This window comes from Hymenobacter sp. IS2118, assembly GCF_000715495.1.
Taxonomy (GTDB): Bacteria; Bacteroidota; Bacteroidia; order Cytophagales; family Hymenobacteraceae; genus Hymenobacter.
Genome location: NZ_JNLX01000183.1, coordinates 47,527 through 70,239, shown reverse-complemented (window position 1 = coordinate 70,239; position 22,713 = coordinate 47,527). Strand labels below are relative to the sequence as shown.

14 protein-coding genes are annotated in these 22,713 nt (G+C 60.9%); 5 read left to right on the top strand and 9 right to left on the bottom strand.

Translation table 11 applies throughout. The features are described from left to right. Window positions 1-29: 29 nt before the first annotated feature. The 3 genes from GM79_RS19655 to GM79_RS19645 all read right to left on the bottom strand — a co-directional run bounded on the left by GM79_RS19655 (window position 30) and on the right by GM79_RS19645 (window position 4,345). Window positions 30-1,865 (bottom strand): DUF4331 domain-containing protein, encoded by a 1,836-nt coding sequence (locus tag GM79_RS19655; RefSeq protein ID WP_081867891.1) that lies wholly within the window; start codon window positions 1,863-1,865, stop codon window positions 30-32. Window positions 1,866-2,669: 804 nt separating this feature from the next. After that, window positions 2,670-3,449: an SDR family NAD(P)-dependent oxidoreductase gene (locus GM79_RS19650; protein WP_035567286.1), complete on the bottom strand. Its 780-nt coding sequence runs from the start codon at window positions 3,447-3,449 to the stop codon at window positions 2,670-2,672. 80 nt (window positions 3,450-3,529) lie between these two features. Then, window positions 3,530-4,345: a phytanoyl-CoA dioxygenase family protein gene (locus GM79_RS19645; RefSeq protein WP_035567263.1), complete on the bottom strand. Its 816-nt coding sequence runs from the start codon at window positions 4,343-4,345 to the stop codon at window positions 3,530-3,532. A 219-nt stretch (window positions 4,346-4,564) separates the two neighbouring features. Here GM79_RS19645 and GM79_RS19640 point away from each other — a divergent pair, with 219 nt between their 5' ends. Both GM79_RS19640 and GM79_RS19635 read left to right on the top strand, forming a co-directional pair. Then, complete coding sequence (locus GM79_RS19640; RefSeq protein WP_035567262.1) at window positions 4,565-6,127, top strand: hydroxymethylglutaryl-CoA reductase; 1,563 nt, start codon at window positions 4,565-4,567, stop codon at window positions 6,125-6,127. A 450-nt stretch (window positions 6,128-6,577) separates the two neighbouring features. Continuing rightward, window positions 6,578-7,309, top strand: coding sequence for a hypothetical protein (locus tag GM79_RS19635; RefSeq protein ID WP_035567261.1), 732 nt, complete (start codon window positions 6,578-6,580; stop codon window positions 7,307-7,309). Between the two features lie 93 nt (window positions 7,310-7,402). Here the strand turns inward: GM79_RS19635 and GM79_RS19630 are convergent, their stop codons facing one another. Together GM79_RS19630 and GM79_RS19625 are read right to left on the bottom strand one after the other, a co-directional pair. Further along, the gene (locus GM79_RS19630) at window positions 7,403-7,924 is read right to left on the bottom strand and encodes a hypothetical protein (RefSeq protein ID WP_035567260.1); all 522 of its coding nucleotides are present in this window, start codon (window positions 7,922-7,924) and stop codon (window positions 7,403-7,405) included. A gap of 36 nt (window positions 7,925-7,960) precedes the next feature. Then, entirely contained in the window at window positions 7,961-9,166 is a 1,206-nt protein-coding gene (locus GM79_RS19625) for a homogentisate 1,2-dioxygenase (protein WP_035567259.1), read from the bottom strand. 644 nt (window positions 9,167-9,810) lie between these two features. Here GM79_RS19625 and GM79_RS19620 point away from each other — a divergent pair. Then, a complete protein-coding gene (locus GM79_RS19620) occupies window positions 9,811-10,638 on the top strand; it encodes an MIP/aquaporin family protein (protein WP_072008678.1) in 828 nt (275 codons plus the stop codon). A 3-nt stretch (window positions 10,639-10,641) separates the two neighbouring features. Here the strand turns inward: GM79_RS19620 and GM79_RS19615 are convergent, their stop codons facing one another. The 4 genes from GM79_RS19615 to ruvX form a co-directional block, all read right to left on the bottom strand. Then, complete coding sequence (locus GM79_RS19615) at window positions 10,642-12,951, bottom strand: patatin-like phospholipase family protein (protein ID WP_161787224.1); 2,310 nt, start codon at window positions 12,949-12,951, stop codon at window positions 10,642-10,644. Between the two features lie 132 nt (window positions 12,952-13,083). Beyond that, window positions 13,084-14,061 carry a zinc dependent phospholipase C family protein gene (locus GM79_RS19610; protein WP_035567283.1) on the bottom strand — a complete coding sequence of 326 codons (978 nt, stop codon included), beginning with the start codon at window positions 14,059-14,061 and terminating at the stop codon, window positions 13,084-13,086. An 83-nt stretch (window positions 14,062-14,144) separates the two neighbouring features. Beyond that, entirely contained in the window at window positions 14,145-14,744 is a 600-nt protein-coding gene (gene def / locus GM79_RS19605; protein ID WP_035567258.1) for a peptide deformylase, read from the bottom strand. Window positions 14,745-14,841: 97 nt separating this feature from the next. After that, window positions 14,842-15,279 (bottom strand): Holliday junction resolvase RuvX, encoded by a 438-nt coding sequence (gene ruvX / locus GM79_RS19600; RefSeq protein ID WP_035567257.1) that lies wholly within the window; start codon window positions 15,277-15,279, stop codon window positions 14,842-14,844. 474 nt (window positions 15,280-15,753) lie between these two features. Between ruvX and GM79_RS19595 the strand changes: the two genes are divergently transcribed. Further along, window positions 15,754-16,794: a hypothetical protein gene (locus GM79_RS19595; RefSeq protein ID WP_035567256.1), complete on the top strand. Its 1,041-nt coding sequence runs from the start codon at window positions 15,754-15,756 to the stop codon at window positions 16,792-16,794. Window positions 16,795-16,839: 45 nt separating this feature from the next. After that, window positions 16,840-22,710 carry a hypothetical protein gene (locus GM79_RS19590; protein WP_152560098.1) on the top strand — a complete coding sequence of 1,957 codons (5,871 nt, stop codon included), beginning with the start codon at window positions 16,840-16,842 and terminating at the stop codon, window positions 22,708-22,710. Window positions 22,711-22,713 lie beyond the last annotated feature (3 nt).

Here is a 22,713-nt window from a genome sequence, read left to right as displayed (position 1 = left end):
TTCGAACGAATCAAGGATGAGGAAATGAGTTAGCGACGCGTAGCGAAACCTTCCCAAGGGGTCGCCAGATAGGGGAAGCCCGTCGCGAACGGCGCATCGTTGCTTTCCACGCCCGTCGAGAAATTCAGCACGCGCTTCAGGCGCGGCGTCACGGGCGAAGGGCTCGTGGGCGTGTAGTCGTCGTACCACAGGCCAATAGCGGCCAGGGCAACGCCGCTCACAGCCTGCAACTCAATCTTCACCACTTCATCTTCCAGGCGGCGTCCGTTGGGGAAGCCGTCCATGTTCGGGATGTTCTGGGGCAAAAAGTCGTTCGGGTCTGCCGTGCTGGGGTCTGGCACGTTGGTGTTAAAGCGCGGGTCGGTGAGGCCCAGCACCGCAGCGGCAATCAGGCCCTGGTTGCTGAAATCAGGCGAGTTGCGCGGCGTCACGGGCACGGCCATGTTCAGGCGCAGCATGTCGCCGCCGGGGTTGGTGCGGCCCGGCGCCGCCAGCGGCAGGAAGTTGTTCACGAACGGCTTGCCGTAGGCCAGCGGGTTGCCGCCTTTGCCGGTGGCCAGCTGGTAGGGCCGCAGGTTGGGCACGCCGGTATGGAAAATAGGCTTGATATCCACCGAGCGCGGCTTGCCAGCTACCAGCAGGTAGTTGCCAAACGCGGCGTCGTCCAGGGCAGTGCCGGCCACGGCTGAACTGCCCTTCAGCGGGAAAAGGCCCGGCCGGGTGTTGCCGAAGTCGAAGCCACCGGCGGGCAGGCCGGGGAAGCCGGCCAGCGACCTGGTTTGAACGCGCAGCGCCGAAAGCGCGGGCACCGCCCCGCCAAACTGGCGGTCGTCCATGTATAGGGCCAGCTCGGGGTTGGAGAGGTAATCGTCGGCTACGGCCTCCTCGTTGTAGGGCGTGCGGCGGTTCCAGAGGTCTTTGCCGCCAATGGGCGTCACGGCCTCGTTGGTGAGCGGCATGCCCAGACGCGACACCTGCACGTAGGTATCGTTGTCGGTGGTGGGGCCGCCGGTGGCACTCAGGGTGCGGATGGTGGGGCGGCTGGCCGAAGCCCACACGCCGATGACGTAGTTGGGGTCCAGAATGCTGGTGGCCTCCGATACCGGCCGGTTGTTTTTCTGCACCGTCTCAATCGGAATGCTCAGCGCGATGGAATGCACATTGTACTTCGCCAGGCCGTCGCGGGCGCCCTGGTTGATGCGCACACCAGCCAAATCAAACACGGCCCCGAGGTCTACGAAAAAGGGGTCGTCCGACGAGCCGCAGAATATCTGTTCGCCGCCCCCGCCGCTGGCGTTAGTCACGGCGTTCTGCCGCAGGGTGGCATAGGGTGCTCCCTGGTTCAGGCCCGCCCCACCGTTGATGGAGCGCGGCCCGATGTTGTAAGGCGGCACCACCCCGTTGGTAACAATGGTTGTGAACGCGCCACCGCCCAGGCTTTTCTCGCAGGTATAAGTGGTTTTGAGGTTTTGCGCTCCCAGCCGGATGTTGAAGAACGTGCTTGGGTCTTCGTTCACACGCTTAAAAGTGAAGCGGTACGTCACGTCGTCGCCGGGCGTGGCGCTGTTGTTCTTCACGTGGATTTCATACCGAATGTTCTCCCCGAAGGTGGCGTAATTCGGGCCACCCTGCGGCAGCTGGAACGGGATGTAGTCGGCGATGAGCACCACGCGTTCCGGGGCGTCGGGCGCCCGAAAGGCGTACACGTCTGTCACGTCGGCCAACGGGTCGTCGGCAATGAGCGGGGCTTCGCGGTGGCTGCTGGCTTCCAGCGGCGTGTGGCGGGTAGCGCTCCAGACCGAGAGCGTCGTGACCGCACAGGCCCCGTACACCCATTGCAGGGGCTTACTTAAAAGGTTTTTCATAGGTTACAGCAAATGAAAAAGGGTAAAAAATGAACCAAACAAAAACGATTAACTCGGGTTGGATAATTGATTTTCAGAAACTTAAATAAGCAATAACCGCTACCAGCATAGAATAGACGGCCGCCGGAGCGGCATAACAACCGGATACTCGTACTCGGAACTATCGTAATCGGGCCATTGCCCCAATGCGGATACACTACGAAAAAAGCCAGCTGCAGAAGTCAGCCAACTGCTGCCTTCGAACCAGGAGGGAAATTTCGTAGTGCCGATGCGGGCACCGAAGAGTCAGCCCATCTAATTGTTACGACAAGGCCATGAAATCGGATTGCTAGAGTCGCGTTTTTTTTTAAAAAATATTTATTCTGGTGTATTTTTGATTTATTAAACCGGTTTCTATTGCGGAATCATTAAGCTAACCACCTCTTTTCTCGCTATTTGTTAAACAAGCTGACTCACGTTGCGGAGGATGTGCCCGAGCCCTGGAGAGGCGACATATCGGCAGATAAATTCTACAGACAAAGCGCCAAAGCCCCATCGGGGCGACACCCGTTCAACGAGTGTCGCCCCGATGGGGCTTTGCAAACGGTCCATTAGAGCGGTTTCCGCCCTGATGAATAGAATTAAAAATGAAGAATTAAAAATTTGATAGTCAGGTTTTTAATTCTTCATTCTTCATTTTTAATTCTTTTGAAAACTGTACACTGACCCTGAAACTGCTCTAGGGGACCTGTTACCGATATGTCGCCCCTCCGGGGCGCAGCCTGAGCTAATTAATTCAAAACCAGCAATTAGCCGAAGCCGGCCCTACAAATACTTCTCGTAGATGCCGGCCGCTATTTTCTCAACAATGCCCTTGGGCACGAAGCTGGTGAGGCCCGCCGACACCTTGTTCAGCACGCCGGGCACTACCTCGGCCTCGCCGGCCAGCAGGCCGGCCACGGCGATTTCGGCCACGGCTTCGGCCGTCATCGAGACTTTGTTGGCGGTGGCCTGCAGCTCGGCACCCATGCCGGCGCGGTCGGCAAAGCTGGTGGTGGTGGCACCGGGGCACAGGCACGTCACGGACACATTGGTAGCTTTCAGCTCGTAGCGCAGGCCGCGGCTGAAGCTCAGCAAAAAGGCCTTGCTGGCCGCGTAAAGCGCCAACGATGGCACGGCCTGGTAGGCGGCGGTGCTGGCTACGTTCAGCACGTAGGCCTGGGGCACCTGGTGCAGCGCGGGCAGCAACAGGTGCGTGAGGGCCACGGGCAGGGCCATGTTCAGTTGCAGCATGTTTTGCTGGTCGGGCAGGCTGAGGGCTTCAAAGCGCCCCCAGAGGCCGTAGCCGGCGTTGTTTACCAGCACGGCCAGCTGGTCGGTTTGTTGTTGGGCCCAGGCGGCCACGGCATCGGCGGCGCCGGGCGCGGCCAGGTCCAGGGCCAGCACGCGGGCCTGCCGCTGGTGCGTGGCGCCTATTTCCTGCGCCAGGGCCGTGAGCTGGTCCTGAGACCGCGCCACCAGGAGCAGGTCGTAGCCGCGTTGGGCCAGCAGAAGCGAAATGGCGCGGCCAATGCCGCGCGAGGCGCCGGTAACGAGAGCGTACATGGGCAATGGGTGAATGGGTAGAATGGGTGAATAGATAGAATAGCACAGCTCACTCACCCACTCACCCATTTACCAATTGGTTATTTTACGAGGTGTAAAAAGCGCAGGTAGAACGGCGTGGGGCTGGCGTCGCTCTTGGGCTGGTACTTGCCGGCGATGATGGGCACGTACATGACGCGGCGGCGGCTGGCCTCGCCCGTAAGCGGCGACTGGGCCACGCGGTGCCACATGCGGCCATCGTGCACGGTAAGGTCGCCGGGCTCGGTTTCGATGGCTATTTCGTTGGAATCGTAGTGCACGTCCTTGTAGTATTTCTTGCGAAACAACATTTTGTGCAGGCTTTGATGATGCGTGCCGGGGATGACGCGCAGGCCGCCATTGGTGGCCTTGGTGCCATCGAGGTGCAGGCCCACGTTGAGCATGGGTCCGATGCGCTTGCCGTAAAACACGTCGCGGAGTGAGTCGGTGTGCCAGCCCATCTGCGAGAATTCCGAGCCTTCCACGTTCACGTAGTGGTTCACCACGAGGCCGTCCTTTTCGTTTTCGCCCACCCGGCCGCCTTCGGCTTCGAGCAGCGGAAACAGGGCCTGGAACCGCTCGTCCTGCACCAGCTTGTGCAGCACGGAGCTGTGCTGCGAGGCAAACGCGAAGCGCTGCACAATGGGCGAGCCGTCCACGTCGCGGCCGTATTTAATGGGCACGCCGTTCACCTTTTCCACGCCGTGGGCCAGCCAGTCGGCTTGCACGTCCTCGGTGGCGCGTAGCAGCTCTTGCACGTACTCGGGGGAGGCAAACGGACGGAAATGCAGAAACCCGTACTTGGCAAAAAAAGCGCGTTGCTCGGGTGTTAAGGTGTGGCCCAGCGAAAAGCGGGGGTAGTCAATAGATAAGGGCATAGCAAAAAGTAGCAACCGACGGACGTGGCCCTGACGGGGCGCAAAGGTAAGAAGGCGCACGCGCCGGTTTTCATTCCTGATTCCTTCGGGCTACCTGTTCGGGCGGAGCGTAGGGAGCCACGCTTACCGCGGCGCTAGGAAATTCCGCCTAAAATTCCCCACCTTCACTCCCGCGCACCAAATCGTATTTTTCCACTTCACCTCTTTTCCCGCCCAAACATGGTTTTCACGCCCAGCCCCATGCTTCTAAAGCTGCTTTACAACCGCGGCAGCCTGCACAATTTGCCCCAGGAAGCGGGCGTCGCTTTCAGCATCAAAAACCGGCTTGATGATGTGAAAGTCACCGGGTTTAAGCAGGTACGGATTGGCAATGAGGTGATTTCGGCCGATAAAATTCGGGTGGACCTGGGCAACGGCGAATTTCGCCAGGCAGCCGACATCGATGCCGACGGTCGGGCCGTGGAACTGCCCGTGGGCCGCGTGCTCCACATTCTGCTCGACATGCCGACCCTGACCGAGGGCATTCATCCGGTGCAAATCTGGTTTTCGACCGATGCTTTCGGCGACCTGCACGTGGAAGTGGAAGACGCCATTGTGGGCGCGGCCAGCCAGAAGCCCCGCATTCCGCGTTCCGAAGAAGATGATTATTCCGAAGCCGCCATTGCGGCCCGCCAGCGTTTCGCCGAGCAGTTTTCGGAGAAGGAATTCAAGCACCTCAAGCACTATTCCTTCGATGCCCACCAGCTGCAGGGCAACTGCGAGCATTTCATGGGCGTGGCCCAGATTCCGGTGGGCCTGGCCGGGCCGCTGACGGTGAACGGCGAGCACGCTCAGGGTGATTTCCTCATTCCGATGGCCACCACCGAAGGCACGCTCGTGGCCAGCTACAACCGCGGCATTCAGGTGCTGAACCTGTGCGGCGGCGTGAAGTGCACCGTGATTGGCGACGCCATGCAGCGCGCGCCGGTGTTCGTATTCAGCGACGCGCGCGGGGCGCGCGACTTTGGCCAGTGGGTGGAAGACCACATCGGCCAGATTCGGCCGCAGGCCGAAAGCACGTCCAGCGTGGCCAAACTGCAGTACATCGACACCTACCTGAGCAACAAATTCGCCTACCTGCGCTTCAATTTCAGCACCGGCGACGCGGCCGGCCAGAACATGGTGGGCCGCGCCACCTTCGCCGCCTGCTCCTGGATTCTGGAGAATTACAAGGGCCCGAAGGTGGAACATTTCTACCTCGAATCCAACTTTGCTACCGACAAAAAAGCCAGCCAGATTAACGTGATGCGCACCCGCGGCAAGCGCGTGGTGGCCGAAGCCGTGGTGAAGCGCGAGGTGCTGATGCAGCGCATGCGCGTGACGCCAGAGCAGCTGGCCTACCACGGCCAGGTGAGCAACGTGGGCGCCTTTATTTCGGGGGCCAACAACAACGGTGCGCACTCGGCCAACGGCATCACGGCCATGTTCATCGCCACCGGCCAGGACGTGGCCAACGTGAGCGAGTCGTCGGCCGGCATTCTGTATTCAGAAGTCACGCCCGAGGGTGATTTGTACATCAGCATCACCATCCCGTCGCTCATTGTGGCCACCCACGGGGGCGGCACCGGCCTGGCCACCCAAAACGAATGCCTGCAGATGTTGGGCTGCGTAGGCCGCGGCACGGTCCGCAAGTTTGCCGAAATCGTGGCTGGCGTGGTGCTGGCCGGCGAGCTGAGCCTGGGCGCGGCCATCAGCAGCTCCGACTGGGTGAGCAGCCACGAGCAGTACGGCCGCAACCGCTAAAGGCCCGGTTTTTGCACTGGCTGCCCCTGTCCAACACCACCGGTTTCTGGCCACAATAGGCAATGCTTTAGCAATTGTGCCTTCACAGGTTTCAATGCTACTTTTCCTGCCCACTGCGGGCCGCAGTGGGTGCGGTTTGACAAACTACATACTCTGGTACCGCTCGAATTAATTTCGGTCAACACGGGGCTTCATAGCGAAAAGCCTTCTTACATAAAGCTGTTAAGAAATTCAAAAACGTGTCATCCTGTGCTTGCGAAGGCCCTTCTCACGGCTATCTGTTTTGGTCGTATGTGCTAAACGCTACCTCCGTGATAAGGGCCTTCGAAAGCACTATGATGACACACCCTAAAAAATCACACATTCCAAACAGCCTCTATAATTCAAGATAGATTAGCAGCCGGCATCGTATTTTTGATACCCCTAAATCACTTTTGTAATTTATAGTTAGTGAACTATTACTACTTATTGATACTCCTGCTGCTGGCTGGTGGGTCGCCTGCCTGGGGCCAGGCCAGCCGGGACCAGGCCGAGGCCGTGGTGGCGTACCAGCAGGCCAACGCTTCGCCGGCGGGCGTGGCTTTGCGCGCCGCGCTCGGCAAGCAGTCGTCCGGTTTTGTGGGCGATGGCAGCTTTGCGTTCGGCTTTCTGCGCACCTACGCCGGGCGCTACCTGCCCATTCCGGGCTTTCGCTATCATGCCGGCCTGCAAGTGCTGGAAGTGCAGGATTCGGTGACCATCGAAACCACCCACTTATGGACGGCGGCCAGCCTGCGGGGCTTCGACGTGGGCGAACCCGACGACCCCGAAGTGCCTGTGCGCCGCTTCCGCGCCCGTTTGGTGAAGGAAGGCAGCGCGGGCGCCCGCCGCGAGTTTGTGGAAGTCCTTACCGCTGTCGATGCCGGGCCGCTGCTGCTGTGCTGGCTTTACGGCGTGGCCCCTACGCCCACCGCCGATGGCCACCGCGCGCTGGTGGCCACGCTGCTGGCGGGCCCAGGCACCGTGGGCAGCGAGCCGCTACGGCCGCTGGAACCAACCCAGACGGCGGTATTACGTCTTTTCGGCGCCCGGAGCGACGAGGTGCGCGCCTTCGCCGACACCAACCAGCTGGACTACACCCGCCCCGCCGACATCGCCCGCATGATGGACCACTACAACCGCATGGTAGTGGTGGTGAAGTAACCTTGCCCGTGCGCGTGGCGGGAAAAACAAAACGGCACTGCTGGCTTATCAATTATAGCCAATAGTGCCGTTTTTTATTAGGAACAACCCGGTTTAGAGCGGGTCGGCCGTTACTTTAAAGGTGGCGTCGGAGCGCACCGTGAACGGGCGGGCAATCAATTTATTGGAGGTGTAGATAGCGTCCAGGGTATACGTTTCCGATTTCAGGTACTCGTCGAGCCTGGCAGTGGTGGGCACCAGCATAATCGTATTCACTTCCTTGGGCACGTTGGTTTGCTGCGCCAACAGGATTTTATTATTGGCGTTGGTGCTGATGTATACATCCACCTTATCCAGAAAATTAAAATTGGCGCCGGCCGGGTCGGTAATGGTAAGCGTCATCCTGTCCAGCGACACGTTTTTTACCTTGTCCGTGGTCGTCTTGTTATTGCGGAAAGAGTTTGCGGAGTTCGTTACCACCGGGTCGGCCGAAACCGGCCCCGTGCCGGGGAGAATTATCGGAATGGTTACACTCTGACTCACGTCCACATTGAAGGTCAGGAGCTTGTCGATTTTTTTACAGCCTACAAATACCAGTAGCAACACCAGCGGGGCTAAAAGCAGGATTTTCTTCATGACATTAAATATAAAGTTGGCGGGTTGGGCAGCGGGTTAATCCATCATATCGGCCGCGCGGGGTGGGTCGGGCACGAAACCCGGGTTCCAGCTCATGGGGTACCGGGCATCAATATAAGGCAAAGCCGCTTCCGTGAGATAGAGCGGACGAAAGGTATCGAGCATCACGGCCAGCTCGTGGGTTTCGGTTTTGCCGATGCTCGCCTCTACTGTGCCAGGGTGCGGGCCGTGCGGCAGGCCAGTGGGGTGCCAGGTGAGCGAGGCCAAATCGACGCCCTTGCGCGACATGAAATTGCCGGCCACGTAATACAGCACCTCGTCCGAATCGACGTTGGAATGGTTGTAGGGCGCCGGAATGCTGAGCGGGTGGTAGTCGAACAGCCGCGGCACAAACGAGCAGATAACGTAGTTGTGCCCCTCAAACGTCTGGTGCACGGGCGGCGGCTGGTGTAGCCGGCCGGTTATTGGCTCAAAATCGTGGATACTGAAGGCGTAGGGGTAGAAATACCCATCCCAGCCCACCACGTCGAACGGCGAATGCGCATACGTCAGCTCGTGCAGCAGACCTTCCTTTTTAGTGTACACCAAGTAATCGCCCTCCGGAAAATCCCCGGTAACAAGCTCGCTCGGCGGGCGCATGTCGCGCTCGCAATAGGGCGAGTGCTCCAGCAGCTGGCCGAAGTGGTTGCGGTAGCGCCGCACCGTTTCTACCGGGCTGAACGACTCGATTATCATCAGCCGCACGGGGCCTTCCTCAAAATGCAGCTGGTGAATGACCGTGCGCGGCACCACCACGTAGTCGCCAGGCTCGAAAGGCACTTTGCCCATCTGGCTCCACAGCTCGCCCCGGCCTTCGTGCACGAAAATCACCTCGTCGGCCTGGGCGTTCTTGTAGTAATAATCCATCCGCCGGTCAGTGGGGTTGCAGATGCTCATGGTCACATCGGCGTTGCCGAGCAGCGTTTGGCGGGCGGCGAGGTAGTCGCCGCCGGTGCTGGTCTGGGCCAGGGTGCGCAGGTGTTCGGGCTGCAGCGGCCGGTCCTTCAGCAGCTTGGGCGCGTAGGGTTTGGGCTGGCCCACGTGCTTAATCTGGGTGGGCGGATGCACGTGGTAGAGCAGCGACGACACACCGTGAAACCCCAGCGTACCCACCAGCTGCTCCGAATACAGCGTGCCATCGGGCTGGCGAAACTGGGTGTGGCGCTTGCGCGGAATCTGGCCAAGGCGGTGGTAATGTGACATAAAAGCAAGGATGGGAATGGGACTGTGAAGTTACGGGCTACGCCGGTCATTGCGAGCGCCGCGCGGTAACTAAGGGCCCGCGCTGGCTACTCCGTCCTGCTCTCCGCAACCAGCCGGGCAATGTAGCAGTCCTCGGTTCCACTTATCATTAAGCAGGTGTGCATAAGTAATCGTATTGGATTTTAACCGTCATGCTGAGCTTGTCGAAGCCTCTCTACCGCCTCGTTGAACAACTCCAACGGTGCGGTAGAGAGGCTTCGGCAAGCTCAGCATGACCCGCTTTTTTGCTGCGGTTACTTTTGCCCCACTGCTTAGGAGTTTCCGCAAGAAACGAAAAACAGGGCACGCTACGGCTCAGCAAGCAACCTGTGAAGCCTTGGCTTTAGGTATTGCAAGCGACTGTTCATAACCTGCTAAACAGTTTACGCCTTAACTAAATCGCTCTCACGTTATGGGCCTTTGCCACGAATACAGTGAACGTGTTAGTGACCGTATTGAGTTTGGTCATGCCGAGCGCAGCCGAGGCATCTCGCTCGCACCAGTCAACCAAGCACGCAAGAAGCCTCGGCTGCGCGAAACCACGCTTACTTGTGCGTGTTTACTTAATTGTAGCCATTTGCCCGCCGGGTGCGTTGTAGCTTCCTATGTCGCTTGCCCTCGAATTACGTGTTGCCTTCCGCTGCCACTGGCGTCATTATGCAGCCGAAGCAGCGGGGCTGGCATTTTTCATGGCTTGTGGCAGCTTGTTTACGGTGGCGATGGAGCATCCGGCTTCGCCGGTGTGCCAGGCGCTGGCCGGTGCCGACGTTCTGCGGCGCGGGCTGCTGGGCATTTGCATGAGTCTGGTCGTCGTGGCCATCGTGTACTCCCCGTGGGGGAAGCAGTCCGGCGCCCATATCAACCCGGCCGTGACGCTGGCGTTCTGGCAGCTGGGCAAAATCCGGTTGGCCGATGCGCTGTGGTACGGGCTGGCGCAGGTGCTGGGCGGCCTGGGCAGTGCCTGGCTGTGGGCGCAGGTGCTGGGGCCGTACTACGCGCACCCGGCGGTGCACTACGTCACCACTAAGCCGGGGCCGGCGGGGTCGGGCGTGGCTTTCCTGGCCGAATTCCTTATCTCGTTTATCATGATGGGCACGATGCTGCTGGCCCTGCATCACCCGCGCCTGAAAACAGCCACTGGCTGGCTGATTGGAGGCCTTATCGGGCTGTTTATTCTGGTCGAAACGCCGTATTCGGGCATGAGCCTGAACCCAGCCCGCTCGCTGGCCTCGGCCGTAGTGGCGACCGATTACCAGGGTCTATGGCTGTATTTCGTGGCCCCGATGGGCGCTACGTGGCTGGCCACGGTGCTGTTCCTGCGCTACCACCACGAGCAGGAGCTGGCCTGCGCCATCGTCGCGGGCTGCGAGGCAACGCCCCGTTCGCCCCACGCCGAGGAGCCCCCACAGTACCCCACCGCGCAGCCGGAATAGTTCTTATTCCAGGGCCCGGCTCCGGAACAGCAGGAAGCCCAGGTGGCCATAAATACTGAACCGCTCTGCCGAGTCGTCGTAAAAACGGCCGTGAACGGCCAATGGGCCCACCGGCGTTTGCAGAATAAGGCCGGTACTGCCCGTGAAGCGGGGTCGCTCCAAACCGGAGCGCCGCGTGGCCGTCTGGAATTCGCCCTGTTTCAACGGCTGGGCATTGACGTGAATGAAGGCTTCGGTGCGCCACTCCAGCTTTTTGAGAAAGGGCTGGATATAGCGCAGACCGGCCGCCGCGTAGCGCGATGAGCGGTAGCTGTCCAGGAACATGGTGCGCGAATCGGGCAGCGGGGCAAATACCGGCGCCGTGGTTTGCGACGAGCGATAGGTCGAGAAGGTGGGCTGACTGCTGGCCATCAGCTCCAGGAAGTAGCCCCAGCTGTGGCGCTCGTTCTTCAACGGGAAATACCGCTCGGCCGTAGCCCGGAACTGCAGCCACTCGCGGCTCTGCCTGCCACCAAGCTGCTCGGCCGTAGAGCCGGGCGTATAAGTGGCCGTGCCCGTGACGCCACGCACCGTGTATACGTAACGGTGGCCCGTGGTAGAGTACTGCTTGCGGTTCAGCGTATTGCGCGCCATTCGCAGCGCCGCCGTACCGCCCCGAAACACCGTGGCGTCCAGCACGTCTGCCGTGGTCAGCTCGTTGGAATTAGTGTATTCATCCTTGGTTACGAATGCGGCCACGTCGAGTAGCAGGCGGCTGCGGTAGTTGGGGCTGATGCCGAACTGCGTGCCCAGCTTGGTATCCTGCTGCCGCACCTGGGCATTGAGCACGTTGCGTCCGAGCAGGCCGCCCTTGTTCTGGTAGTCCCACTGATTGTAGATAACTTCGGGCTCGATGAAAAACGGCAGCTTAGCCGGCACGCTAACGCGGAACGACCCGCGCGCGCCGTTGTAGAAGCGGCCCAGGCTCACATCGGCCGAGGCGGTGTAGAGCAGGCGGCGCAAATAGCGGTACTCCAGGCCAAAGTAGATATTGTCGATGGGCCGGTTGCTGAGCACGAATCCCACCTCGGTGCTCACGTTATTGTTGCGTTGCGCGTCCACACTAAAAATGTAGCCCTTGCGGGCCACGTCGTAGCGGATACGCGGGTATATGTTCTTGAAATAATCGTCTGAAGCCAAACGGTAATACCCTTCCTCAATGTCGTCGAGCGAGTAGTCGCTACCCGAGCGCCGGAAGAAGCGCGCCGCGTACTCGTTTTGGTCGGGTCGCAGGCCATTCACGCGCACGTCAATAAAGCGGGGCCGGGGTGCCAGGGCCTGAAACGCCAGCCGCCGCTTTTGCAGGTCCACCGAATCGATACGGCGGCCAATGCGCTGCTTGATTAGGTTCATCTCGCGCAAGACGGCCGTGTCGCCCTCGGCAATGAACTCGGCCACTCGCTCAAAATCGCCCACCCCCATGCCGTCCAGGTCGGGCTGAATGTAGATGCCGTTGCGACCCATGCTACTGGTGTCGGCCACGCTGGTGCCCAGAAATGCTACCGTGCTGGCCAGCAGCGCGTCGTCGTTTTTAGGGTATTTTTTGAAGGCCACGTCGCCCACGTTCACCCCGATGATGATGTCGGGGGCGAAGGTCTTTTTCATTGTGCTGGTGGGGAAGTTGTCGTACACCGCGCCGTCGAAATAGTACTTACCGTTGAGGTTGCGAATGGGCCGGAACGCCAGCGGAAACGCCATGGAGTTGCGAATGGCGTCGGAGAGCGAGCCGCTTTTTTGCTCCACCAGCTGCCGGGTAAATACTTCCGACGCCATGCACCGGAAGGGCACGAACAGCTTGTCAAAATCGTAGTTGCTGCTGGCCGAAGCCGGGGCTAGCAGGCGCGCCAGGGCCAGGTTGAGGTTGAGGTCGTTGACCAGGCTGGTGCTCACCCGCGCCTGAAACGTGGAGTCGATGGCAATGCCCAGGCGCAGCGCCGACGGGGACGGCTCCGCAGTCAGAAAATTGAACGTCTTGTTTTCCAGTGGCTTGCCCGAAGTCCAGCGCTGAAATTCTTCGCTGAGCACAATCTGCTCAATCTCATTGGGCGAGTAGCCCGCCGCGTACATGCCGCCAATAACGGCTCCCATGCTGGTACCCACGATATAATCGATAGGGATGTTGTTTTTTTCGAGCTGCTTCAGCACGCCCACGTGGGCCAGGCCCTTGGCCCCGCCACCGCTCAGCACGAGGCCCACACGTTGGGCCTGCGCCTGAAAAGAGAGCAGGCATACCAACGCCCAAAGCGCAACGGTGCGCGGTAAAAATTTCAGCATAAGATTCAAAAAAAGCATTTTGGACGAAGCGGCTTGCTGTACGCCGTGAACCCGGCACGGGTTGTTGAGCATCGTTGGCCGACGGCTGGGTTTGGTGACTAAATTAAAATAGCCAGGAGTACTCATCCCGGCCTATTCGTCGTGGCCGGGCGCGGTGGTTATTGGGGCGGCGGCGGTTTCTTTGGCTTCGCGTTCCAGGCGCTGCTGCTCGTTTTCGGAGGGCGTGCGGGGCATTTTGCTCAAATCCGGGGAGCCGCCATCTACCCAGCACGTAAACCAGAAGTCGCCGATGAGCGCGGCGGCATAGCGCATCTGGCGCTCTACCTGGCCGTTGAGCTTGCCGTGGTAGGCCCGGCTGAATTCGCGCGAATACGTGCGAATGGTTTGGGTACCGCGCTGCTCGTAGCCGAACTTCTGGTCCTCGGGAAATTGGGCCGTCACCTCTTTCTCGAAGCGCAACACCGAATCCACGGCCGCGTGCGAGCGGATAACGGCGCCCCAAATGGCGTCGCTGGGGTTGTCGAGATACTTGGCTTTGCCCGTAAACAGGTCGTAATCGGTGCTCAGCAGCTCGGGCAGGCGCGACTCCCACAGGCCGTGAATGCCGCGCTGGCCGGTGAGCTGGCCGTTGTAGTTTTTGGTGGTGTGCAGCGGCACGCAGGCATCGGCAATGTAGTGGCCCATGTCGGCCGAGAGGCGCATAATACGGTCGGTGTCGCGGGCCTTAAAAGCGGCGGTGAGCTGGTTTTTCATCGTCACCACGTTCCAGGGCACAATGCCGTGGCGCAGCAGCGAATCCTCGGTGTAGCGGGCGATGGCATCGGCGTAGCGGCGGGGCATCTTAAACTCCGCGCTGTCGCCGTAGCGGTCCACATCGAGGAAGTGCTTGGGCGCCTCGCCGGGCACCACCGTGCGCCGCGAGTCGGGCCGGGTAGCGTTGGCGGTCAGGTACTCGATATTGGCCTTGTAAAAGCCCACCATGGCCGGCGGCAGCGTGTACACGGCCAGCCGGTTCAGCAGCCGGTGCCCAAAAAACCCCCACGCCTGCGCCTGGCGGGCCAGGAAGAGCAGCGGCAGGCAAACCAGCAGCAGAAGGAGATACTTTTTCACGCCCAAAAGGTACGCGGAATTCAAGTATTCAACTGCAAGCGGCAAGCGGCAAGCGTGGCGCTTATGGCTTGCCGCTTGCATCCCTACCGGCGCTTGCCCTCGCCGGCAAACCGCATGCGGTAGTCGTGCTTCACGTCGCCCTTGCTGATGCGGGCCAGCTTACCCTTCAGCAGCTGCTTTTTGAAGGCCGACAGCTTGTCGGTGAACAGCACGCCTTCCAGGTGGTCGTACTCGTGCTGAATAATGCGGGCGGCCATGCCGCTGAAAGCTTCCTCGTGCACCTGCCGGTTTTCGTCCTCGTAGCGCAGCACGATGTCGGCGTTGCGGTTCACCAGCTCCCGCACGCCCGGAATGCTCAGGCAGCCTTCCTCGAAACCCCACATTTCGCCGGTTTCACTCACCATCACGGGGTTGATAAACGCGCGTTTGATGGGTGCTTCCAGCACTTCTCCTTCCTCCCGGTCTTCCTCGTCCACTTCCACCATCGGGCCCGAGTCCATGACAAACAGCCGCACGGCCTTGCCAATCTGCGGCGCCGCCAGGCCCACGCCGTGGGCATAATACATGGTTTCGAACATATCAGCAATGAGCTGCTGCAGGTCGGCGGGCGCTAAATCGGGCGCCAGGTTTTTGGCTTTGGTTTTGAGCACGGGGTCGCCAATGGCGACAATGGAATAAATCATCTTTGAAAATCTTTTAGCTCTCAGGAGTTAGCTGCTAGCTGGCAATAGAGTAAAATTGAAGCGAGGGGATTTGCAATCGACAAGGCACTAACGGTTTTCAGCCAACGACGATAAGCTGCTGACCTGCCGGCGATTCCAGGAACGACTGCAGAATAATGGCCGCACTGATACGGTCGACGGTGGCTTTGTCGCGCCGGGCTTTTTGGCCCAGGCCGCCAGCCAGCATAGTGGCATGGGCCATGCGCGAGGTAAACCGCTCGTCGAGCTCGTGCACGGGCAGCTCGGGCAGCTCACGGCGCAGGCGGCGCATCAGGCCCACCACGGCGCTGGTCACGTCGGTGGGCTCGTTGAGCAGCGTGCGCGGCATGCCCACCACCACGGCCCGCAGCGGCTCGCGCCGGTGGTAGGCCAGCACATACGCCACCAGGTCCTGGCTATGAATCGTTTCGAGCGGCGAGGCAATCATACACAGCGGGTCGGTGACGGCCAGCCCCACGCGCTTGTTTCCGTAGTCGATGGCAAGAATGCGGCCCATGGGTAGGAGGAAAAACGTCCGGGAGAATTTCCCCAGAGCAGGCACAAAGGTACACCAGGGGCTTGGCTGCTGGTTTGCGGCCCCCGGTCCGGCAGGGCGGGCCACCGAAGCCACAGCAAAGCAGTGCGGCAGCGGCCCGCTCAGCAAAAAGTACGGTTGAGCTGGAACCAGCTCTCCGGAATCACTCCTGTCATGACCGAATGTATAGATATTAAATATTTTGAATAAGTCATTGATAATATATAAATAATTTAGTAAGTTTACCTCTCCTCAAACACAACTTATTATTTGAAAAATAGCACAGAAATAGCAGGGGCGGGAAAAGCAGGAAACGGGTGATGGAAAAAGCCAGGCTTTGGTTGAAGCCAGGCAGCGGCAGAGCGGCTACTTTTTTCTTGCATAAAGCATTGTTAATAAAGTATTTGTGTTTTTAATTTCACTTTTTTTTCCATCAACCCATTTTCCCTGCTTCCCATGAAAAGTCTTTTCACCACTTTCCTCTTGGTGCTGGCCGTGGCCACCGCCCTCACTGGCCAAGCCCAAACCATCCGCCGGGTAAATAATACCGGCATCACGGGGACTAGTATCTACACTACTCTGCAAGCCGCCCACGACGCGGCCAGCAACGGCGACATTATCTACCTGGAGCCCAGCGGCATCAGCTATGGTAGTCTGAACTCTACCAAGCGGCTCACTATCATCGGCAACGGTTACTTCCTGGCCCAGAATCCGGGCCTGCAGCTCACCGCTGCAGAGTCGTTGGTGGGCACAGTACAGTTTGGAGTGGGTAGTACTGGCTCCCGCATCACGGGCTGCGACATCAGCACAATGGGCATCACGGCCAGCGACGTGGTGGTAGAGCGCAACAAGCTCACCACAACCTACATCGGCTATAATATTACCACTGGTGCTACTGTTTCCGTAAGCAACGTACTAGTGCGTCAGAATTACTTCGAATCTGGCGGTATCTCATTCTATCCCGGCTCAAGCACGACTGTCAGCAACATCAGCATCAGCAGCAACATTCTTGCCTTCGCTAGTATCAACACTGCATCGGGACAGTATAGTAATATGAATAACATCATCATTGCTAACAACGTCATCGGTGACCTGACGGGGAATAATGGTTACACCATTGACGTAGACAACGCCGTCATCAAAAACAATATTCTAACCTACACCTCCGCTACTGCCACGTTCAACAAGCGCAACAACGTGACCAGCTATAACATCAGTGGCGGTCCGCAGTTTGGCACGGCCAACAATAACCAGCAGAACGTTTCGCCTTCGGCCATTTTCGTGGGTGGCACGGCTTCCACCGACGGAGCATTTCAGCTAAAAGCGGGCAGCCCGGCCACTGGAACAGGCGAGAGCGGCGGCAACATCGGCGCCTACGGCGGGGCGGTTCCTTACCGCGTGGCCGGAATCCCGAACGTGCCTGCTATCTATGAATTTAACCAGTCGGTGTCGGGCAACACGCTCAACGCCACTATCAGTACCCGGTCCAACAACTAGAGTGGGCAGCGCCTTAGCGGGCGTTTCCTCCCGTCTGACTGTATCATGGACTTTCTGCGTACGACACAGCATCTTGGGCCAGGCCTAAGGATGCTGCTGGCGGCGGTGGGCGCCTTGCTGGCCCCCACCCTGCACGCCCAAACCCCCGCCCCTAACCTCGACCGGGTGGAGTATTTCATCGACGCTGACCCCGGCCACGGCCTCGCCACAGCCGTGACGCTGACTGGTGCGCCCTCCGCCACGCGCGGCGGCCTGAACTTCCCCATCAGCCTGAGCGCGCTGCCAGCAGGCTTTCATACCTTATCGGTCCGCTCGCGGGCGGGCACCAACAACTGGAGCCAGACTGCGCGGCAGCTTTTTTATAAGGAGCCAGCCACCAGTACCGCCGCCGCGCCGGCCCTGGCGGGCGCTGAGTATTTCATTGATGCCGACCCCGGCTATGGCGCCGGTACGGCCGTGGCCATTACAGGGGGCGGCACCAATGCGGCGGGCGTGGCTTTCACGGCCAGCTTAGGCAGTGTGACGCCCGGTTTCCACTCGCTCTCGGTGCGCTCGCGCGACGTCAGCGGCCGCTGGAGCCAGACCTACCGCCAGATTTTTTACAAAGAGCCGGCCACCAGTACCGCCGCCACGCCGGCCCTGGCGGGCGCCGAGTATTTCATTGATGCCGACCCCGGCTATGGCGCCGGTACAGCCGTGGCCATTACAGGGGGCGGCACCAATGCGGCGGGCGTGGCTTTCACGGCCAGCCTAGGCAGTGTGACGCCCGGTTTCCACTCGCTCTCGGTGCGCTCGCGCGACGTCAGCGGCCGCTGGAGCCAGACCTACCGCCAGATTTTTTACAAAGAGCCGGCCACGGCCACGGCGGCACCCGCCAACCTAGCGGCGCTGGAATACTTCGTAGACACCGACCCCGGCCATGGCGCGGGCACGGCCGTGGCCATCACGGGCGGCGGCATCAACGCCACGGGGGTAAGCTTTGCGGTAGGGCTGGGTGCGCTGCCAGTGGGCTTCCACACCTTGTTTTACCGCGTCCGCGATGTGGCCAATAAGTGGAGTCAGACCCAGAGCCGCCTTTTTTACGTGGATGGCCCCGGTCTCGCCGCCGCGCCGAACCTGAACAAAGCCGAGTACTACGTTGATACCGACCCAGGCTACGGCAGCGCCACCAACGTTCCCATTGCCACGCCAGCGACTACGCTGGCGGCCCTGAACATGGTGGCTGATTTGAGCGGGCTCAGCGATGGGCCGCACCGGCTGTTTGTGCGCGTCCGCGATGCCACCAACCGCTGGAGCCAGGTGCTGAACCGCAGCTTCACCAAGAGCGGTTGCGCCAGCTCCGAAAACTACGCCGCCGGCCGGCCGGTGGCCAGCTACGGTAGCAATGCCTTTGCGGGTACCACAATAGAGCAAATCTTCAATGGCTCAGTCGTGCCTGCTAACACGGGAGCTTTCTTCAACACGTACTATGCGCAAGTAGATTTGGGCACTGCCCTACGCCCCATTTCCGAGGTGCAGCTGCACCTGCAGAACGTGAACGGCACCACCGTGAACTACACACTGGAAGTGGAAACATCTACCGACCTGAGCACCTGGAATATCATCGACTCGTATTCAGCAACGCTGGCGGCTAATCAGACCGCGCCAGTGCTGGTGAAGCGCACCTTCGCGACGGTGCGAAATAACGTGCGCGGCCTGCGCCTGCGCCTGTTGCTGCCTACTATTTCGCAGGGCATTCAACTCACCAATGCCGGGGTGTTCTACTTCAACTGTGTGGGTCCAGTCATCACCGATTTCACGCCTAAAACCGGACCGGCGGGCACCCTGGTTACCATTACGGGCACGGGCCTGGGAGGGGCTTCGCTGGTGCGCTTCAACGGCACGGCGGCCGGCACCATCACCAACAACACCGCTACCAGCCTGACGGTAGCGGCTCCGGCGGGCGGCAGCAACGGCTCGATTTGCGTGACGACGGCCGCCGGCACGGCGTGCTCAACGGCTAGCTACACGTACCCGCCGGCAATTGCCACGGGTACTATTTCGCCAACGGCTTTTTGCGCGGGCAACACTATAACGGTTCCGTTCAGCACCAATACGGCTGATTTTGGGGCCGGCAATACTTACGGCTTGCAGCTTTCGAATGCCAGCGGCGCGTTTGCAGCCAATGCGCCGGTGTTCGGCACGCTCTCGGGCGCGGTGAGTGCAAACGGCGGCACGCTGGTTGGTACCCTTCCGCTCACAACGCCTGCCGGCACGGGCTATCGCGTGCGCGTGGTAGCCTCCAACCCGGCCGTAACCGGCGCCAACAACGGGGCCAACCTGACCATTAACACCACGCCGGTGAGCCAGGCCACCGGCCCGGCGTCGGTGGCCAACGGTGCGCCCATCAACCTGAGCGTGACGCCAACCATTACTGGCGCCACCTATGCCTGGAGCGGCCCCGGTTTCAGCTCGTCTCAGCAGAGCCCCACCACCAGCACCACCACGCCCGGTGTAGCGCGCTACTCCGTGAATGTGACCTTGGGTAGCTGCAGCTTCAGCAGCTTCGTGGACGTGACGGTGCAGCCCTCGACGGACCCGATACTGACGATGACGACCTTTGCCGGCCCTGTTTGCCTGGCCGCGCCGCGCTCCATCAGCTTCTCGGTAGCCGGCAATCCGTTCCCGAGCGGCAACACGCTCACGGCGCAGCTTTCGAGCGCGACGGGCGTTTTTACCACTCCGGTTACTATTGGCTCGGTGAGCTTTAGCGGCTTGGGCAACGGCTCGCTCACGGCCACCGTGCCCAGCGGCACGGCCCTGGGCACGGGCTATCGCATCCGGCTGGTAGGCTCCAACCCGAGCACTATCGTGAGCAACAACAACGGCTCGAATATTACCCTCAACGCGCCCCCGGCTCCCACGGCCGGCAGCAACTCGCCGGTACCGGAAGGCGGCACTATTTCGTTGCTGGGTGGCCCGGCTGCCACCGGCAATTCCTACACCTGGACGGTGCAGTACACTAATGGTGGCAGCAGTGGTGTTTTCAGCACGGCCCAAAACCCCCAGTTGGCCAATGCTACGCCCGCGATGTCGGGCACGTATACCCTGACCGTGACCAACGCGGCTGGCTGTTCGGCGGCGGCGACGGTGCCGGTAACGGTGACGCCCGCCGCACCGGTCACTACCCTCGCTCTGACCGCGCTGGCCGGACCGTTGTGCGCTGGTTCGTCCTACACACTAAACTACACTGCTAGTGGCCCGGATTTCAATGCGGGAAATACGATTTCGGCGGTGCTCTCGAATGTCGGTGGCAATTTCCCGGCGGGTAATCCCGTCATTATCGGCACCAGAAGCGCTACGGCCGCTGCGGCCGGCACGCTCAGCGTCACGATTCCGGCCGGTACGGCCGCAGGCAGCGGCTACCGCATCCGCCTGGTGAGTTCCAACCCGGCCATCACGAGCAACAACAACGGCTCGGCGCTCACAATTACCAACCTGAGCGGGGCTTCGGCGGGCTCCAACTCGCCGGTCGCCACTGGTTCGCCCATCTCGCTCTCGGCCACTGGCATCACCGGTGCTACCTATGCCTGGTCCGGCCCAAACAACTTCTCCGCGTCCGGGCCCAACCAAACGATTAGCGGCGCCACCGCGACCAATGCGGGCACCTACTCGGTGCTGATAACGCTGAATGGGTGCACCACCACGGCGAGCACTACCGTAGTGGTGAATGCGCCCGCGGCCGTGGCCAGCGTCCAAACGTCGGCCATCAATGGCAGCTTCTGCGCGGGCAACCCCATCAGCGTGCCCTTCACAGCGGCGAATTTCACGGCCGGCAACGTGTTCACGGCCCAGCTTTCCAACGCCAGCGGGGCTTTCGGGAGCCCGGTGGCCATTGGCACGCTGGCGGGCACGGGCGGAGGCACCATTGCGGCCACCCTGCCCGCAGCTACGCTGGCGGGCAGCGGCTACCGCATTCGGGTGGTAGGGAGTCAGCCCACCACCTCGGGCCCCGACAACGGCAGCGACCTGACCGTGACGGCCGCCGGTGTGTACACTTGGCTGGGCACGGCCAACAACAACTGGTTTGAGCCGGCCAACTGGAGCTGTGGCCTCGTGCCCATCAGCACGAGCGTCGTAATGATTCCCGCTGGGCGCAACACCTACCCGGTGCTGGGTGCGGGCACGCCCACGGTGCTCCACCTGACGGTGGCCAGCGGTGCCACGCTCACCATCAACGGCACCTTGTCGCTGCGGGGCGACCTCACCAGCAATGGTACCGTGAACGCCACCGCCAGCACCCTGCTGTGCGAGGGCACCACCGCCCAAACGCTGGGCGGCAGCCGCGGGCTGCGCGTGGCCAATCTCACGGTGAACAACCCGGCTGGCGTGACGCTCCAAACAGCCCTGGGCGTGCAGCAGCGGCTGCTGCTCACGGCTGGCAACCTGGCATCGGGGGGCAACCTGACCCTGGAATCCGACGCCACCGGCACGGCCATGGTGGTGAATCCGGTGGGCGGGGGCATCGTAACGGGCGCGGCTACGGCCCGGCGCTACGTCGACGGCTCCCTGAACCCGGGCCGGGGCTACCGGCATTTTGCTTCGCCCGTAACAGGAGCCGGAGCCACGGTGGCCGCTTTGCGTGGTCCGGGCGCACCGCCTCCCACGGTCAACCTTGCCTACAATACGGCAAACAATCCCGCCGCGGTAACGCCGTATCCCACGGTGTTCACCTTTGATGAGCAGCGCCTGACGGCCACCAGCGGCACCTTTGACCGGGGCTGGCAGTCCCCGGCCCTGACCGACGCGCTGGAACCCGGCCGCGGCTACACCGTGAACCTGGCACCCACCACGCTAAGCCTGACGGGTACGCTGCACAACGGCAACCAAACGGTGGCGCTCACTACTGGCGGCCTGGCCAGCTCGGGCTGGCACCTGCTGGGCAACCCCTACCCGGCTCCGCTGAACTGGAACAACCTGGCACTTCCCGTCGGGATGGATAATGCCCTGTATGTGTTTCGGAGCAGCGGGCCGTACGCGGGTTCTTATGTAAGCTACGTGAACGGCATTGGACCGGACGGGGCCAACCTAGTGGCTTCGGGCCAGGGTTTTTTTGGCCGGGTGAGCAGCGGCGCGCCCACGCTCACGTTCACCAACGCGGCCCGCGAAACGGCCTATGTCAACCCCGTTCAGTATCGCACCACCGACAGCCGGCCCTTGCTGGAGCTGGCGCTGCAAGCGGCCGGCGGCAAAGGCCTGTCCGACGTGTTCTTCGTGTATCGGCAAACAGGCGCTACCAGTGGGTTTGATAGCCGGTTAGATGCCCTGAAAGTGGTACTCAACACCGGGCTGCAGCCCACGCTTTACCACCAGGCCGGCGCACAGAACCTCAGCATTCAGGGGCTGCCCGATGACGAACAGTCCCAAGTGTTGCCGTTAGGCGTGTTTGCCCCCGCAGCTGGCTCGTTCGTATTCCGTCCGCAGCGCCTCGTCAATTTCCCAGCCAACACCACGCTGGTGCTCGAGGACCGGCAGAATGGTAGCTGGCACAACCTGCGCACCGGTCCCTACACCGCGGAGTTGGCCAAGGGCCTGACGGCTACCCGCTTCGTTCTGCACCTCAATGTGCAGCGCCCATTGGCCACGACAGCCGGCAATCAACCGTTTACGGAGCTGCAGGTGTACCCTAGCCCCACTACGCTTGGCTCGGCGGTGCAAGTGGTGCTGCTAGGCCCGCCCACCGCGCTATCCCGGACGCAGCTCGACGTGCTGAACAGTATTGGCCAGCGCGTTTACGGCGCTGCCGGCCCGAGCGCCGCACCGGCCACGGGCAGCTTGCGACTGGTAGTGCCCACTGCGGGCCTGGCCACCGGCGTCTACACTGTGCGGCTCACCACGGCCCATGGGGTGCTAACACGTAGAATAATTCTAAACTAACTC

What these genes read in the sequence shown, in the direction of transcription:
- GM79_RS19655 (WP_081867891.1), bottom strand. Translation starts at nt 1,865, where the DNA reads ATGAAAAACCTTTTAAGTAAGCCCCTGCAATGGGTGTACGGGGCCTGT.
- GM79_RS19650 (WP_035567286.1), bottom strand. Translation starts at nt 3,449, where the DNA reads ATGTACGCTCTCGTTACCGGCGCCTCGCGCGGCATTGGCCGCGCCATT.
- GM79_RS19645 (WP_035567263.1), bottom strand. Translation starts at nt 4,345, where the DNA reads ATGCCCTTATCTATTGACTACCCCCGCTTTTCGCTGGGCCACACCTTA.
- GM79_RS19640 (WP_035567262.1), top strand. Translation starts at nt 4,565, where the DNA reads ATGGTTTTCACGCCCAGCCCCATGCTTCTAAAGCTGCTTTACAACCGC.
- GM79_RS19630 (WP_035567260.1), bottom strand. Translation starts at nt 7,924, where the DNA reads ATGAAGAAAATCCTGCTTTTAGCCCCGCTGGTGTTGCTACTGGTATTT.
- GM79_RS19625 (WP_035567259.1), bottom strand. Translation starts at nt 9,166, where the DNA reads ATGTCACATTACCACCGCCTTGGCCAGATTCCGCGCAAGCGCCACACC.
- GM79_RS19620 (WP_072008678.1), top strand. Translation starts at nt 9,811, where the DNA reads ATGTCGCTTGCCCTCGAATTACGTGTTGCCTTCCGCTGCCACTGGCGT.
- GM79_RS19615 (WP_161787224.1), bottom strand. Translation starts at nt 12,951, where the DNA reads ATGCTGAAATTTTTACCGCGCACCGTTGCGCTTTGGGCGTTGGTATGC.
- def (WP_035567258.1), bottom strand. Translation starts at nt 14,744, where the DNA reads ATGATTTATTCCATTGTCGCCATTGGCGACCCCGTGCTCAAAACCAAA.
- ruvX (WP_035567257.1), bottom strand. Translation starts at nt 15,279, where the DNA reads ATGGGCCGCATTCTTGCCATCGACTACGGAAACAAGCGCGTGGGGCTG.
- GM79_RS19595 (WP_035567256.1), top strand. Translation starts at nt 15,754, where the DNA reads ATGAAAAGTCTTTTCACCACTTTCCTCTTGGTGCTGGCCGTGGCCACC.
- GM79_RS19590 (WP_152560098.1), top strand. Translation starts at nt 16,840, where the DNA reads ATGGACTTTCTGCGTACGACACAGCATCTTGGGCCAGGCCTAAGGATG.